This window comes from Flammeovirga sp. OC4 (assembly GCF_000812565.1).
Classification (GTDB): domain Bacteria; phylum Bacteroidota; class Bacteroidia; order Cytophagales; family Flammeovirgaceae; genus Flammeovirga.
The window spans coordinates 1-13,998 of sequence record NZ_JTAM01000041.1; the positions used below are offsets into that span (position 1 = coordinate 1).

Sequence of the window (13,998 nt, forward strand, 5' to 3'; positions counted from 1 at the left end):
GGAGATACTACTAAATGATGGTCTGATTAAACGTTAAAAGACAAAGGTTTTATAATAATTTTCTAAAATGCAGTTCTGTAAGGATGTTGCATTGCAACGTCCTTGCAAACCATACACTCCATTTGTCCTTCACAAAAGGAATGATATTAATAATGAAAAGGAAAATTTAAGAAATAGTCATTTTTAATAAGTAGTAGGGTTATTATAATTCAGCAATATTTCATTAGTAACGACGTGGAGTTTTAGTCACTGCTTTTCATGTATGTTTCCACTTATAACTTTTGTTCGCTACGTTTTATTTTCATTAATATTACTTTAGAATCAACATTAAGAATTTGCGTTCCATTATCAAAGTTTGCTAATGAATTATCCCAATTACAGTGGCCGCAACATATTCTTATTGAGTTTAATTTTTCAATATGCTCTCTAATTTTACTATTCCCAATCTCATTATTTTTTGGAAAGTCTGGAGTTTCGTGAATTAGGATAAAGTCTAGCTCATGTTGAGAAAGTTTCGTTAACCCATTTAAGAAATCAGATTCTTGAACTCTATTTACCTTGTCTTTTCGACCTATTATTCCACTTATTCCCCCTATTTTCATCCCATTCAATGCTATTTTCTCTTTATGAAGAATGTGAATATTTTCTTGTGATTTGAATTGCTCCTTTTCACTTTCATTACCAAAAGTATCGTGATTACCTGCAATACCCACCACCCATTCAAAGTAATTATTAAATTCTTCCCATACCTTTCTAACATCTCCACTTGCTCCTCTTTTTTCCAACGACGTATACAGATCTCCACATAACAAAACACCTATTTTTTTACATTTAGGTAATTCGATTTCAATTAACGTTTTTAAAAAAGAGGGTAGTTTTTCGCCAAGTAAATATTTTTGACCATTTTCCTCAGCTATTCCTTGTAAATCAGAAGTTATGATTAGTAAGTCGATATCTGTATTTACATTCTCATATTCTCCAAAATAAATTGGAAGTATTTTGTGTAATATTTCAGGTGAATTATTTTGACCGATACTTCTCGAACCCACTTCCAAATACGGATAGGTTTCTAAAAGGCTTTTATGATCAATCGTTATTTTCATTTTTATGACATAAAATAATATAAGCTTATTATTTGATACTAAAGAATGAACTAAGCTTTGATTAATAAGATGATTTTAGCCGTTTTTCTAATTGATCTTGATACAGCAAGTATTCATTGAGTGCATCATTTATAATAGAAATTGAAAAGCCTCTTCAAACTAATTGTTAATGTAATACAAAACAACATTCTTTGATAAGTGAAAGATAGATAAAAACACCCTTTTAATATGCAACTCCTGAGTAAGAAGTTATTCGAGATCATTATTTTTTAAACTTATCTATAAAATCACTTAGTACGAATGTATGATTTCCTTTTGCTGAAATTTTTGTAATTGCCTGCATAAATTGAATAAAACGAATGTTATCATCATCCTTCATCATATTCGATGCGTTTTTCAAGGCTCTTGCTGTTGCTACTGTGGAGCGTTCATTTTCCAAATCTGTTTCTCCCTTTATTTTTGCTTCAAGCTTTTTAGCAAATAAGTTTTGAACACTTTTAGGAAAAGTAATGTCTTTTAAAAATTGATTTTTAATTTACCTGTAATAATGTTTTATATATATCATGAGTGTGCTTATCATTATTAAATGTATTTTCATTAGTTCTTATTAGTCTTATATTTAAATCTAAAAACTCATTTAATGAGTTCGATAATACAAAATTAACCCTTCCATCTCTTTGGATATTCCCTACTTACAAACCTTTTATACCTTATTATAAGGGATGATTTTTTAAGCAAAAAAAAAGCACCGATATTTCTATCAATGCTTTTTGTACCTGGGGTGGGACTCGAACCCACACGAGCAAAGCCCACAAGATTTTGAGTCTAGCGTGTCTACCAATTCCACCACCCAGGCGGAAATTAAAAAACAATTGTAGTACCTAGGGTGGGACTCGAACCCACACGAGCAAAGCTCACAAGATTTTGAGTCTAGCGTGTCTACCAATTCCACCACCTAGGCAAATTGTTTTTTAATTTCAATATGGACAAAAGTACTTGAGGTGGGACTCGAACCCACACGAGCAAAGCTCACAAGATTTTGAGTCTAGCGTGTCTACCAATTCCACCACTCAAGCGAAAAATAAGAAAATGAACGTAGTACCTAGGGTGGGACTCGAACCCACACGAGCAAAGCTCACAAGATTTTGAGTCTAGCGTGTCTACCAATTCCACCACCTAGGCGGTTCATTTCATATTTTGTGTACTTGCTTTTCGTTTAAAGCGATGCAAATATGCAAGGTTAATTCATATAAAACAAACTGAATTTCGCATCACAATAGAATTACCTTATTAAATCCTTGAATCACAGGTAGAAATTCTTAGAATAATAAATGTAAAGTAGGTGATAAAGGCACAATAAGTAAAATAGATAAGCTTTATTGGTACTTATATAAAGGATTGATTTTTCCAATGTATATCAAAGTAATACGTCATTAATAATACATTCATTAATTCTCTTCTTCATAAAAGCAGCTGTACAATTAAAAATAAACCCCTCGTCAACTACTCAATTTTGTATTGACGAAGGGTAAAGATTTATTTTGAAAGCATTACAAATAAAATTGCAAGCTAACTTTATTGATCACTTTCATTTTTAAATCAACTGTTATTATTCCCAGAGACCTTTTAAACTTTCCATATACTTATAGTCCGTCAGGTCAATTTTTGTTGGGACTATACTACCATAATTATGTTCTATTGCATATTCATCAGTATCTTCCGCATTATCAGGATTTACAAATTTCCCTGTCAACCACAAGTATTTTCTTCCGCTTGGGTTTACTCTTTCATCAAACTGCTCATGCCAACGTCCTTTGGCTTGTCTTCCGACTTTCATTCCTTTAATAGGCTCTCCATTGTATTTCGGAAAGTTGACGTTGAGTGCCGTTCCTTGAGGCAGACCATTTTCTAATACTGATGTAGCTACTTTTTTGACCCACTCTCGTGTATGTTCAAACTCCGCATCGTAGCTGTAATCACATACACTAAAGCCTACACTTGGCAACCCTTCAATAGTTCCTTCCAAAGCCGCTGACATTGTGCCCGAGTAGAGTACACTAACAGAGGTGTTACTTCCATGATTGACACCACTTACCACTAAGTCTGGTTTTTTAGGGAGAATATGATTTTTGGCCAACTTAATACAGTCGGCAGGTGTACCCGAACATTGGTAGGCTTCTATACCCCAATCGCTAAATAAATCTGATTTATGATATCTTAATGGGTCTTCTATGGTGATTGCATGTCCCTGTCCTGATTGTGGACTATCCGGAGCCACAATTACTACTTTTCCAAGTTCACGCATTATATCTGCTAAAAATTTAATTCCTTTTGATGTAATTCCATCATCATTGGAAATAAGAATTAAGGGTTTCATATTATTATTTTGTTTTTATTCAAAGCAAGCATTTATGACCAAGAATGAGCGAATGGAAGAATTTTCAATCAATATTCAATCGTCATTCTTCTTCATTACATTACGATTGGTCTGCTGCTTAAAAAAGGGCTATTGATTTAACAGCCCTAATTTAGTTTATTAATTTGAAATTTCTTTTTTCTCTACGAGTGAATCATAATACCTTACAATTTGTAGAAAATCTTCCCGGTCTTTATAATCCAATTTGTTGATATTAATGAAGGCTTTTACTTTATCCTTATGCTTTCCAAAATATGCCAGCATAGTTTCTTCTTTTCTCATATCTACCTGTCTGATATCTGCAAACATATCCATGAGGTAAAAATCGTGAACTAAAACACGTCTACGTGTATTGAAGTTACTGCCCCAATATGGGTCATAAGATGTTTCTGATATTTCAGCGATTCTCTCTCTCGCAAATAAGATGTAAGGTTCTCCTTCTTCTATCAACTCAAAAAAGTGGTTTTTCACATATCCTTTTGATTTCTTAAAAGGTAAAGAGAAAAAGACTCTTTGTCGTTTGGTCATCGCATCCATGATCTCAAACGATTGAACATTTTGAGCACCATACGATTTAATGACGCCATTGACAATCACCTGTATTGACTCTACTCCTTCTTCTAATGAATACTTCACTCTACCTCTCATAGAGTTGCCATTTTTTAAATCCACTTCACCTTGATGCCAATATTCAGATGGAAAATCTTGTGCAAAGATGGATAGCGGGAGAATAAAAATAAGCAAATAGGTTAGTGTTACTTTAAATTTCATGTGCATGCTTTTTCAAGTTCAGTGAATATGTGCAAGTGCTAAATTATAGAAAATGATATAAAAATAATGAACTGAGTCACTTTTATCATTAGAGTTTTCACGGCTTTATTTTTTTTATAGCCTCAAAACCTTCTTTTACTCATCATTAACCTATGATTTAATTCGTGGGAAAATGATGAGGAAATAAACCGAAACTATTTTATAGTGATTTCTATCAAGAAGCCCTTATATAAAAATACATTATTTTTTTCACATCAGAAACAATTCCGGAAAATATGTTAATGACACACCCAAAAGATGACATAAGTTTTGTTTTAAATAAAAATTAATTTTTTTTGCGAATTTTCGCTATTTTTCTACTCTTCTTATATTAATACTTAAAGTTTCATATTTACACTTATTTATAACATACATATTTTATTATTTATATTTTATATTTTTGAATGATTATTCACTGGCGAATTTTCGCTTTTTTTATTCAATTCGCTTTTTATATCTTTGAGACATCATTCACCCAGACAAAACTTTAAATACTATGAGAGCACAACCAATTACACAGCTTGAAAATTTAGAGATTAAAGGTTTAATTTCTAAACAATTCGAAGAGATACTAACTCCAGAGGCTTTAGAGTTTGTAGTCCGTTTACATGAGAAATTCAACAAAAGGAGAATTGCTCTTTTAGAGGCTCGCATCAAAAGACAACACACCATTGATGAGGGCAAACGACCTAACTTTTTAGCGGAGACCGCTTACATCCGTAACAGTGAATGGACCGTTGCAGAGGTAAAGGATGACTTAAAAGACCGTAGAGTTGAAATCACAGGGCCAGTAGATCGAAAGATGATCATCAATGCATTGAACAGTGGAGCTAATGTCTTCATGTCTGACTTTGAAGATGCGAACTCTCCTACTTGGGACAACAACATCAATGGTCAAATCAACCTAAGAGACGCTATTCGAGGAACTATTCAGTACACTCACCCAAAAACAGGGAAGGAATACCAATTAAATGAGAAGACAGCTACGCTGATGGTTCGTCCTAGAGGATGGCATTTGATCGAAAAACACATCATTATTGATGGTCAACCTGCTTCTGGCGGATTGGTGGATTTTGGTCTTTACTTCTTCCATAATGCGAAAGCTCTATTGGAAAAAGGTAGTGCTCCTTACTTCTACCTTCCTAAGATTGAAAGTCATTTGGAGGCAAGACTTTGGAACGACATTTTCGTTTTCGCCCAAGATTATATAGGGATTCCTCAAGGAAGTATAAAAGCGACTGTATTGATTGAAACGATCTTAGCAGCCTTCGAAATGGATGAGATCTTATATGCATTAAAAGATCATTCAGCAGGTTTGAATTGTGGACGTTGGGATTATATTTTCTCATACATCAAGAAGTTTAGAAATGATCCGAACTACATGTTACCTAACAGAGCACAGGTGACCATGAAAGTTCACTTTATGAAATCATATTACGAACTTTTGATTCAGACGTGTCACAAGAGAGGTGCTTTTGCGATGGGTGGTATGGCTGCTCAAATTCCAATCAAGGAGGATGAAAAAGCCAATCAAAGAGCCATTGAGAAAGTAGCGAAGGACAAAACTCGTGAAGCAATGGCAGGTCATGATGGTACTTGGGTTGCTCACCCTGGCTTAGTTCAAACGGCTAGAGATGTATTTGATAGGTATATGGGTGGTCCTAATAATTTGAAAAAACCAATCACTCATAAAAAAATCACCGCAGAAGATCTTCTTAAAGTACCTGAGGGTGATATCACCATCGATGGTTTGAAAAATAACATTGATGTAGGGATTCAGTATATCGCTAGATGGTTGGATGGACAAGGTGCCGTTCCGATCTACAATTTAATGGAAGATGCAGCTACTGCTGAAATCTCTAGAACACAAGTTTGGCAATGGATCAAACATAGAGCGACTACAGCAGATGGCACTTTGATCACCACTGAATTGTACAGAAGCTTGCTTCCAGAAATCATGGATACCATTAAAAACTATGTTGGAGAAGAGAACTTCAACAATGGTAAATATGAGGAAGCGAAAAACATCTTTGATGAATTGGTAACTACAGACGAATTTATTGAATTCCTTACGTTACCGGCTTATCAACAGATATAAAGAGTAAATCGATTACTCTTATTCTCAAAAAATAACCAATACATTATTTATAAAAAAAGGGCACTATAATTAAATAGTGCCCCCCAATGTAGTGAATGCTGGATGGGGGTCCAATGCATACACGTTTATACATTTTCAACACAGTAAATTTAACACAATTATGACAAAGCAAGAAAGAATCAATGCACTAAAAGAAGATTGGGCAACAAATCCAAGATGGGCAAATATCGAACGTCCTTATTCCGCTGAAGAAGTGATAAAGCTTCAAGGAAATGTTTTTGTGGAGCATTCTCTTGCACGTCAAGGGGCAGAAAAGTTTTGGAAAGGATTACATTCAGAACATTTTATGGCAGGATTGGGTGCTTTGACAGGCAACCAAGCGATTCAGGAAGTTGAAGCTGGATTAAAAGCGATCTACCTTTCGGGGTGGCAAGTAGCGGCAGATGCCAACTTAGCGGGTCAGATGTACCCAGACCAATCGTTATACCCTGCCGATAGTGTTCCTAAAGTAGTTGCTAGAATTAATAATGCTTTAAGAAGAGCCGATCAAATCCAATCTGTAGCCGATAAAAATGATACAGATTATATGGTGCCAATCATTGCAGATGCAGAAGCTGGGTTTGGTGGAAATCTAAATGCTTTTGAATTGATGAAAATGATGATCGAATCAGGTGCTTCAGGGGTACACTTTGAAGATCAACTTTCTTCAGCTAAAAAATGTGGGCACTTGGGCGGTAAAGTACTTGTACCAACTCAAGAGGCAATCAACAAATTAGTAGCTGCACGACTTGCTTCTGATGTTTGTGGTGTTCCTACCATTATCATTGCGAGAACAGATGCAGATGCAGCCAATTTACTGACAAGTGATATTGATCCAAGAGATCGTGAGTTTATTCATGGAGAAAGAACTGCAGAAGGTTTTTATGAAGTGAAAAACGGTTTGGATCAAGCGATTTCTAGAGGTTTATCTTACGCTCCTTATGCCGACCTTATCTGGTGTGAAACTTCTCACCCTGATTTGGAAGAAGCAAAACGATTTGCTGATGCAATTCATGCAAAATACCCTGGTAAAATGTTGGCTTACAACTGTTCTCCTTCATTCAACTGGGCATCTAAATTAAGCGTGGAGGAAATGGAGACATTCAGAGAAAACCTTGCTGATATGGGTTACAAATTCCAGTTCATCACATTAGCAGGCTTCCATGCCTTGAATACTAGTATGTTCGAATTGGCCAAAGCATATAAAGAGAGAGGAATGGCCGGTTACTCTCAATTACAAGAAAAAGAATTCAGCTTACAAACAGACGGTTTCAGAGCAGTGAAACATCAAGCTTTTGTGGGTACTACCTATTTCGACGCTATCCAAAATACAGTGACAGCAGGCACTTCATCGACGACAGCCATGGAAGGTAGTACTGAAACTGCTCAATTTTAGAGGATGCTGAACTAATGATTTTCAAGAGATGATAAATATAAATAGTTAAATCTCAAACCGAGTTTAAACGTAACAATTGGCTTATAAACAGAATATTTCCAGTCATCTATTTGAAGATCTATTAGTTCTCACATACTCCGAACACTTACATATGGTTACCTAAAATTTTAAAACTCTCTCATGGCTATGGGAGAGTTTTTTAGTGAATGAGAAGATGGCACTAATTGTAGAAATTGAATTCATACCAACTCCAAGTCACCCAAAGATCAATCTCTTTATATATAAAAACCACTCTAGCTAATGAACTAAAGTGGTTTTTAATTTATATGATTTAATAATGTAATTATGATTGCTCACTCATAGCCAAGCCATACTTATAGACATCTAAAGCTCTTTCTCTTGCCATTTTGTGATCCACCATAGGTTGTGGATAACCAAATCCATCAAATTCAGGGACCCATTTTTTTATGTATTTAAAATCAGGGTCAAATTTCTTAGTTTGTGCAGTAGGATTAAATACTCTGAAATAAGGTGCTGCATCACATCCAGTTCCTGCTGCCCACTGCCAATTGCCATTGTTAGAAGAGAGTTCAAAATCCAATAGCTTTTTTGCGAAGTAAGCTTCTCCCCATCTCCAATCGATCAAAAGATGCTTACACAAGAAACTCGCTACAATCATTCTCACTCGATTATGCATGTAACCAGTTTGGTTTAATTCCCTCATGCCAGCATCAACAATGGGGTAACCGGTTTGACCATTTTTCCATTTCTCAAAATCCTGCTCATTGTTTCTCCACTCGATATGTTCGTACTTTTTCTTAAAACTTAGATCGATTACATCAGGGAAATGATATAGGATTTGCATAAAGAATTCTCTCCAGATCAATTCCGAAAAGAAACTTGGATGATCTTGCACCTTATGCACTAACTCTCTAATACTAACTGTCCCAAAACGAAGGTGAACTGACAAATTACTTGTTCCTTTTACTGAAGGAATATCTCTATCAGTATCGTATTTTTCTAAATGGTCTATTTTGTAATCCAAAACCTTGATTTTAGACCTTTCAAATCCAATATCTTCTAGGGTGGGAAATTTAAATTGCTGCTGAATTATATTTGATGTATTTAATTCAACCTTATATTCTAAAGTTTTTGAGGAATCAAATTGTTTTAGCCACTGATTTTTAAAAGGAGTAAAAACAGTATAAGGTTTTCCATCCTTCTTCAATACCTCGTCTTTCGCATGAATGACTTGATCTTTAAAAAGGTGAAAAGGTATATTCTTTCTATTAAAGTAATCTCCTATTTCCTGATCTCTTTTGATCGCATAAGGTTCGTAGTCTTCATTGGTATAGATTCCTTTGATCTCAAATTCCTCCTCTAATTCCTTATATACTTCAAAAGGCTTCCCAATTTTTATCAAAAGATTAGTGTTTAAACCTGCTAATTGAGCATTTATCTTTGACAATTGATCGTATATAAAAGTGATTCTAGCATCATCTCTATCTAATTCATTGATTATATCACCATCAAAAATAAACAGTAGCACTGTCGGTGCCTTATCGTTAAGAGCGTGACTCAAAGCCGCGTTATCAAATAGACGAAGATCTCTTCTATACCAAAAAATTGAAATCTCTTTTTTCATTATCGTTCTTATGTAGATTAAAGGTGTTTCAATCTAACTAAAGAAACGATCAATTGTTCTATTTTACCTTAAAGAAATCAAGGAAGTTGGCTACTGCATTCTCATTATCCATCCCATTAATAGTATGTTCCCCTCCTAAGAAGTTCATTCCAAGGTAGGATGCCGAATGTTTGAAAGGGTGCCAGAAATCATCACCTAGATTACCTCCATTAGAAGTAGTAATAACAGCCATATTTTTTCCTCTTAGCTGTCTCCCTAAATCTTTCTCAATTGTAATTAGATCGGTGATTCTATCAAAAAACACCTTCGTCATTCCACTCATTGCATACCAATACACTGGCGTTGCGAAGACGATTGTATCATATTTTTCAATGATCTTTTTCATTAAGGGAATAAAATCATCTTCTGTATACTGATGCTCATAATCATAATGCCCAATCTTATACTCCAATAGATTTATGAGCTCAAACTCTCCTTCTTTTTGAAGTCGTTGTGCTAGTTTTAAAGTATTACTTTCATTTCTAGCACTACCGACTAATATTACTGACTTCATCTATTATAATGTTACGATTCTACACTGCTCAAAACCTATTTCATTTCCATAGGTTTCCATCGTCCAATCGCTCAGTGCTTTTAAGACAGGCAATAAAGCTTTTCCTTTTTCCGAAAGAGAATACTCCACTCTTGGTGGTATTTCTGGGAACTTCTGACGGATAATTAAACCATCTTCTTCTAATTCTTTCAGTTGTTCTGTCAAAACCTTCTTAGAGATGGTTGGTGTAAACATGAGTAATTTCCCAAAACGTAAACTACCATTTGCCAATAAGTACATAATTATTGGTTTCCACTTCCCTCCTATGATATTCATTGCATGTACCAATGAGCACAAATTGGGGTTATCTATTACTTTTCTTCCCATAAGTCACCTTTTTGTAACCACTATTTTTTCAGTTATCGAACCTATTAGTTTCTTTTCTAAACTAATGTTAGTTCCTTTACGAAACAAATATAACACAAATCGAAACAAACATGAAAAAAATATTAATTATTAACGGTCATCAGTACTATCCATTTGCGGAAGGAAAACTAAATAACACATTAATCCAGAAGGCATCTTCTTGGTTGGAAGAAGCTGATTTTGAGATCAAATACACTTCTTCTGAAAAAGAATACGACGTAGAAGAAGAGATGGAGAAGTTCCTTTGGGCAGACGTAGTATTCCTTCAAACTCCATTAAACTGGATGGGCATCACTTGGAGCTTCAAAAAATACATGGATGATGTGTTTACCGCAGGTATGATGGGTAAGATGTCACAGGGCGATGGTAGAACTGCTGAAAACCCGAAACAAAACTATGGTTTAGGTGGTTTGTTAAAAGGAAAATATATGATCTCTGTTACTGCAAATGCCCCTAAGGAAGCATTCAACAATCCTGACGAAAAATTCTTTAACGGCATCAGTGAGGATGACTTAATGTTACCAATGCACCTAAACTTTAAATGGTTTGGTTTGGAACCTTTAGAAACATTTTTCGCTTATGACGTTATGAAAAACCCTGAAGTGGAAAATGATTTTATCCGTTTTGAAAAACACATTAAAGAAGAATTAATCCAAAAAGCTTAATTATGGAATTACAAGAATCACTAAGTAGACTCAAAGAAAAAATCGAGGGTGGAATGCCAGCCGAATTCGTAGAAATCATGCACCAAGCCACTCGTGACCTTGAAGCATCAGGAATCGGCGAAGGGATTTTAAAAGCAGGAGATAAGGCTCCTTCATTCTCTTTACCAAATCACAAAGGAGAACTTGTATCAAGTGAAGAACTCTTGAAAAAAGGACCTTTGGTAATCACTTTCTACAGAGGGGTATGGTGTCCTTACTGTAATACAGACTTGGCTTTCCTCAAAAGATACAAAGCACAGTTTGATGAAATGGGCGTGAATATGGTCAGTATCTCACCACAAACAGTTGAAAACAACTTAAAGATTGTTGAACAACAACGATTGAATTTTGATCTACTAAGGGATGCGGAAAATACTATAGCTGCTCAATTCGGATTGAAATGGGAAATGGTCGATCCGTTAAAGTCATTATACAATGACAAGTTCAATATCAAATTGAATGAATACAACGGTGATGATTCTTGGACACTTCCTGTTCCAGCAAGATTTATTATCGATACAGACGGTACAATCAGATATGCTGAATATTCAGTTGATTACACCAAACGTCCAAACCCGGATGTACTAGTCAGTGAATTACAAGCAGTATAATTAGAGGTAGAATAAAGAGGAAAAGAAATTTTTCTGATTCGGATCTAATAACACATATATACTCCAATTACTTATCAATGGTAATTGGAGTTTTTTATTTTCTAATGTTCTTTCCCTTCATAAATCCACATAGGTGTAGTATTTCCAGCTTTTTCAAAGCCCATTTTTTCGTAAAATCGAACTGCATTACCATCAGAAGTAAGCATCTGCATATGGAAATCTTTATATTTTTTGAACATTACTTCCATTATCATTTTTCCAATCCCCTGCCCTTGATATTCGGGATGTACTAATAGATGAGGATAATAAACCACTAAGTATCCGTCAGATATTGCATTCCCGATACCTACCAATTTCCCGCCTTCCCAAGCGGAAATTAAAGTATGGGAATTGGTCAAGGCCTTGTAAAGCAAATCAGATTTATCTGCAGAACTCCATTTATTGGCTTTATATAATTCGATGATTTGTTCTTGAGGTATTGTTCTCGTTTCCGATATCGTTATGTTCATTAGAATACACCCTTAAATGATTAAATATATTTGAACCTAAATGTACAAATGTTTGTGATTAAATTATCATCAACCCTCAGGTCACACTTCACCTTTCTCCTCCAAAATAGGTATTTCTCCTTTTGTCCAATTGGGCAAATAAAATTTCAAACCTGTCTTCTTTTCAATTCCCACCAGTTTATTTCTCAGTTCTATGGATCTTAAACCTATTGCTTTTCTATTTTTATTGATTTGCTGTAATGTTTGCTTAGAAGGTGGATTGACATAACCAAAAGCAATACTAGATGAATCACGTAAAACTGCATTTTTCCAATCTTCAATCAAAGCCATTTCATAGGGTGAAATTTGTCCTTTTCTCAATGATTCGTACAAATAAGGTTTAAGATCAGGAAATAATGTATCACGTTTTACATAATCATACGTTAAAGAATTGTGATGAGAAATGACAGTGGATCCCCAGTAATTATTACCAATTAATTGTTCACCTGGGTAGCCTTTAGAAAGGATAACCTGCTTCATTGTCTTCATTTGCAATTCACTATGAGGAGCAAATATTGAGTCCATAAACTTTTCTTGTGCTTTATCTCCCCATTTTAGGAAGGCTCTAAATGCTTTCCTTTGGTCTTTTTTAAAAAGGCCATGGACTGTTTTTCTCGTGTCGATATCCAGAGAAGAAATATATTGATGGTGTAATTGTGGTGCTTGTTGCTTTAAATTAGAATATTCTTCAGCAGAAAAGAGGTCTTTTAGCTTGTCCTTTTGAAAACTTTTCAATTCCCATCCCTTACTTAAACATTCTGTCACTAATTGTACAGCTTGTTCTTTTCTTTTTAAGAATAAAGATAGATCAGTCGCAATTTTCAAGTCTCTCTTAAAAATATAATCATACTGATCGAACAGCTTAACATATTCATCCAATGCCAAATCATACTGTTCATCAACTATCATTTCTTCAATATGAATGATTTGTTGATGATAATTCCGATAATCTGAAGTATCGGAATAAGGATATAAAGAGAAAATCAATGAAAGAATTAAAGTGCTCATAATATAAAGTTTTGATGCCTAATAGTATGGACACATTATTTTGTGAAAATGAAAAAACTAAATCTTCATTCCATCACTTTTCAATAAACTAAACACTTCAAGATTAGCAAATTGTCCATCAATCATAACAATGCTTTCTCTTTCTAATCCTTCATATTTAAAACCAATTTTCTGAGGGATTCTTTTACTTGGATAATTTTCCTCTGCACATTTGATCACAATTCTATTCATTTTCCATTCCTCAAAAGCCATTTTACACATTTGTCTAACTGCGTCTGTCATAATTCCCCTTCCTTGGTAATCTTGAGAAATCCAATAGCCTATTTCCGTTGATTTATTGACTCTACTAATATCTTTAAAACTTATCAATCCAATCAACTCACTTCCCAACATAATGGAATAAACTTTAGTGGTATTTTTCTCAGCTTCTTCAATCATTGAAGCCACAAACTTACGTGTGTCTTCAATCTTATGAGTATACTGTACAAATGGGAGCCATTTTCCAATATAATCCCTTTGCTGATCTAAAATTGAAAAAATAGGTTTTGAATCCCCCATCTCTAAAGGTTTCAATTCTATTTGCGGGTTAACTTTAATATTCATTGATGGTAGTATCTATATTTCGATGTGGTACTTAGGTTTCAAGTATTCTATATCACATC

14 protein-coding genes and 4 tRNA genes are annotated in these 13,998 nt (G+C 34.6%); 4 read left to right on the plus strand and 14 right to left on the minus strand.

Features of this window, described 5'->3' with window-relative positions:
* Positions 1-272: 272 nt before the first annotated feature.
* From PL77_RS18700 to PL77_RS18735, 8 genes are all read right to left on the minus strand, one after another.
* Positions 273-1,103 carry a metallophosphoesterase gene (locus PL77_RS18700; protein ID WP_044208757.1) on the minus strand — a complete coding sequence of 277 codons (831 nt, stop codon included), beginning with the start codon at positions 1,101-1,103 and terminating at the stop codon, positions 273-275.
* Positions 1,104-1,365: 262 nt separating this feature from the next.
* The gene (locus tag PL77_RS31825; protein WP_156152427.1) at positions 1,366-1,542 is read right to left on the minus strand and encodes a hypothetical protein; all 177 of its coding nucleotides are present in this window, start codon (positions 1,540-1,542) and stop codon (positions 1,366-1,368) included.
* A gap of 334 nt (positions 1,543-1,876) precedes the next feature.
* A tRNA-Leu gene (locus PL77_RS18710) sits at positions 1,877-1,959 on the minus strand.
* Positions 1,960-1,981: 22 nt separating this feature from the next.
* Positions 1,982-2,064: transfer RNA gene (locus tag PL77_RS18715), tRNA-Leu, on the minus strand.
* Positions 2,065-2,096: 32 nt separating this feature from the next.
* Positions 2,097-2,179: transfer RNA gene (locus PL77_RS18720), tRNA-Leu, on the minus strand.
* A 23-nt stretch (positions 2,180-2,202) separates the two neighbouring features.
* Positions 2,203-2,285: transfer RNA gene (locus PL77_RS18725), tRNA-Leu, on the minus strand.
* Between the two features lie 427 nt (positions 2,286-2,712).
* Positions 2,713-3,480 (minus strand): 5'/3'-nucleotidase SurE, encoded by a 768-nt coding sequence (gene surE / locus PL77_RS18730; RefSeq protein ID WP_044208760.1) that lies wholly within the window; start codon positions 3,478-3,480, stop codon positions 2,713-2,715.
* A 159-nt stretch (positions 3,481-3,639) separates the two neighbouring features.
* Positions 3,640-4,290 (minus strand): hypothetical protein, encoded by a 651-nt coding sequence (locus tag PL77_RS18735; protein WP_044208763.1) that lies wholly within the window; start codon positions 4,288-4,290, stop codon positions 3,640-3,642.
* 535 nt (positions 4,291-4,825) lie between these two features.
* Here PL77_RS18735 and aceB point away from each other — a divergent pair.
* Together aceB and aceA are read left to right on the plus strand one after the other, a co-directional pair.
* The gene (aceB, locus tag PL77_RS18740) at positions 4,826-6,427 is read left to right on the plus strand and encodes a malate synthase A (RefSeq protein ID WP_044208765.1); all 1,602 of its coding nucleotides are present in this window, start codon (positions 4,826-4,828) and stop codon (positions 6,425-6,427) included.
* A 160-nt stretch (positions 6,428-6,587) separates the two neighbouring features.
* On the plus strand, positions 6,588-7,862 hold the full coding sequence (gene aceA, locus PL77_RS18745; protein ID WP_172665900.1) for an isocitrate lyase: 1,275 nt from the start codon (positions 6,588-6,590) through the stop codon (positions 7,860-7,862).
* A 343-nt stretch (positions 7,863-8,205) separates the two neighbouring features.
* Here aceA and PL77_RS18750 read toward each other — a convergent pair whose 3' ends face one another.
* The 3 genes from PL77_RS18750 to PL77_RS18760 are packed head-to-tail and all read right to left on the minus strand — an operon-like array spanning position 8,206 to position 10,426.
* Complete coding sequence (locus PL77_RS18750) at positions 8,206-9,507, minus strand: deoxyribodipyrimidine photo-lyase (RefSeq protein ID WP_172665901.1); 1,302 nt, start codon at positions 9,505-9,507, stop codon at positions 8,206-8,208.
* A 58-nt stretch (positions 9,508-9,565) separates the two neighbouring features.
* Positions 9,566-10,060 (minus strand): flavodoxin family protein, encoded by a 495-nt coding sequence (locus PL77_RS18755; RefSeq protein ID WP_044208772.1) that lies wholly within the window; start codon positions 10,058-10,060, stop codon positions 9,566-9,568.
* A gap of 3 nt (positions 10,061-10,063) precedes the next feature.
* Positions 10,064-10,426 carry a helix-turn-helix domain-containing protein gene (locus tag PL77_RS18760; protein ID WP_044208774.1) on the minus strand — a complete coding sequence of 121 codons (363 nt, stop codon included), beginning with the start codon at positions 10,424-10,426 and terminating at the stop codon, positions 10,064-10,066.
* A gap of 110 nt (positions 10,427-10,536) precedes the next feature.
* Here PL77_RS18760 and PL77_RS18765 point away from each other — a divergent pair, with 110 nt between their 5' ends.
* Entirely contained in the window at positions 10,537-11,130 is a 594-nt protein-coding gene (locus PL77_RS18765; RefSeq protein WP_044208777.1) for an NAD(P)H-dependent oxidoreductase, read from the plus strand.
* Positions 11,131-11,132: 2 nt separating this feature from the next.
* A complete protein-coding gene (locus PL77_RS18770; RefSeq protein ID WP_044208780.1) occupies positions 11,133-11,780 on the plus strand; it encodes a peroxiredoxin-like family protein in 648 nt (215 codons plus the stop codon).
* A gap of 101 nt (positions 11,781-11,881) precedes the next feature.
* Here the strand turns inward: PL77_RS18770 and PL77_RS18775 are convergent, their stop codons facing one another.
* From PL77_RS18775 to PL77_RS18785, 3 genes are all read right to left on the minus strand, one after another.
* A complete protein-coding gene (locus PL77_RS18775; protein WP_044208784.1) occupies positions 11,882-12,289 on the minus strand; it encodes a GNAT family N-acetyltransferase in 408 nt (135 codons plus the stop codon).
* 81 nt (positions 12,290-12,370) lie between these two features.
* Positions 12,371-13,336, minus strand: coding sequence for a hypothetical protein (locus PL77_RS18780; RefSeq protein ID WP_044208786.1), 966 nt, complete (start codon positions 13,334-13,336; stop codon positions 12,371-12,373).
* A 57-nt stretch (positions 13,337-13,393) separates the two neighbouring features.
* Complete coding sequence (locus PL77_RS18785) at positions 13,394-13,939, minus strand: GNAT family N-acetyltransferase (protein ID WP_044208789.1); 546 nt, start codon at positions 13,937-13,939, stop codon at positions 13,394-13,396.
* Positions 13,940-13,998: the final 59 nt, after the last annotated feature.

Excerpts from the sequence above, each read along its gene's own strand:
- PL77_RS18750 (WP_172665901.1), bottom strand. The coding sequence starts at position 9,507 with ATGAAAAAAGAGATTTCAATTTTTTGGTATAGAAGAGATCTTCGTCTA.
- PL77_RS18775 (WP_044208784.1), bottom strand. The coding sequence starts at position 12,289 with ATGAACATAACGATATCGGAAACGAGAACAATACCTCAAGAACAAATC.
- PL77_RS18765 (WP_044208777.1), top strand. The coding sequence starts at position 10,537 with ATGAAAAAAATATTAATTATTAACGGTCATCAGTACTATCCATTTGCG.
- PL77_RS18770 (WP_044208780.1), top strand. The coding sequence starts at position 11,133 with ATGGAATTACAAGAATCACTAAGTAGACTCAAAGAAAAAATCGAGGGT.
- PL77_RS18755 (WP_044208772.1), bottom strand. The coding sequence starts at position 10,060 with ATGAAGTCAGTAATATTAGTCGGTAGTGCTAGAAATGAAAGTAATACT.
- aceA (WP_172665900.1), top strand. The coding sequence starts at position 6,588 with ATGACAAAGCAAGAAAGAATCAATGCACTAAAAGAAGATTGGGCAACA.
- PL77_RS18780 (WP_044208786.1), bottom strand. The coding sequence starts at position 13,336 with ATGAGCACTTTAATTCTTTCATTGATTTTCTCTTTATATCCTTATTCC.
- PL77_RS18700 (WP_044208757.1), bottom strand. The coding sequence starts at position 1,103 with ATGAAAATAACGATTGATCATAAAAGCCTTTTAGAAACCTATCCGTAT.
- PL77_RS18735 (WP_044208763.1), bottom strand. The coding sequence starts at position 4,290 with ATGAAATTTAAAGTAACACTAACCTATTTGCTTATTTTTATTCTCCCG.
- PL77_RS18785 (WP_044208789.1), bottom strand. The coding sequence starts at position 13,939 with ATGAATATTAAAGTTAACCCGCAAATAGAATTGAAACCTTTAGAGATG.
- surE (WP_044208760.1), bottom strand. The coding sequence starts at position 3,480 with ATGAAACCCTTAATTCTTATTTCCAATGATGATGGAATTACATCAAAA.
- PL77_RS18760 (WP_044208774.1), bottom strand. The coding sequence starts at position 10,426 with ATGGGAAGAAAAGTAATAGATAACCCCAATTTGTGCTCATTGGTACAT.
- aceB (WP_044208765.1), top strand. The coding sequence starts at position 4,826 with ATGAGAGCACAACCAATTACACAGCTTGAAAATTTAGAGATTAAAGGT.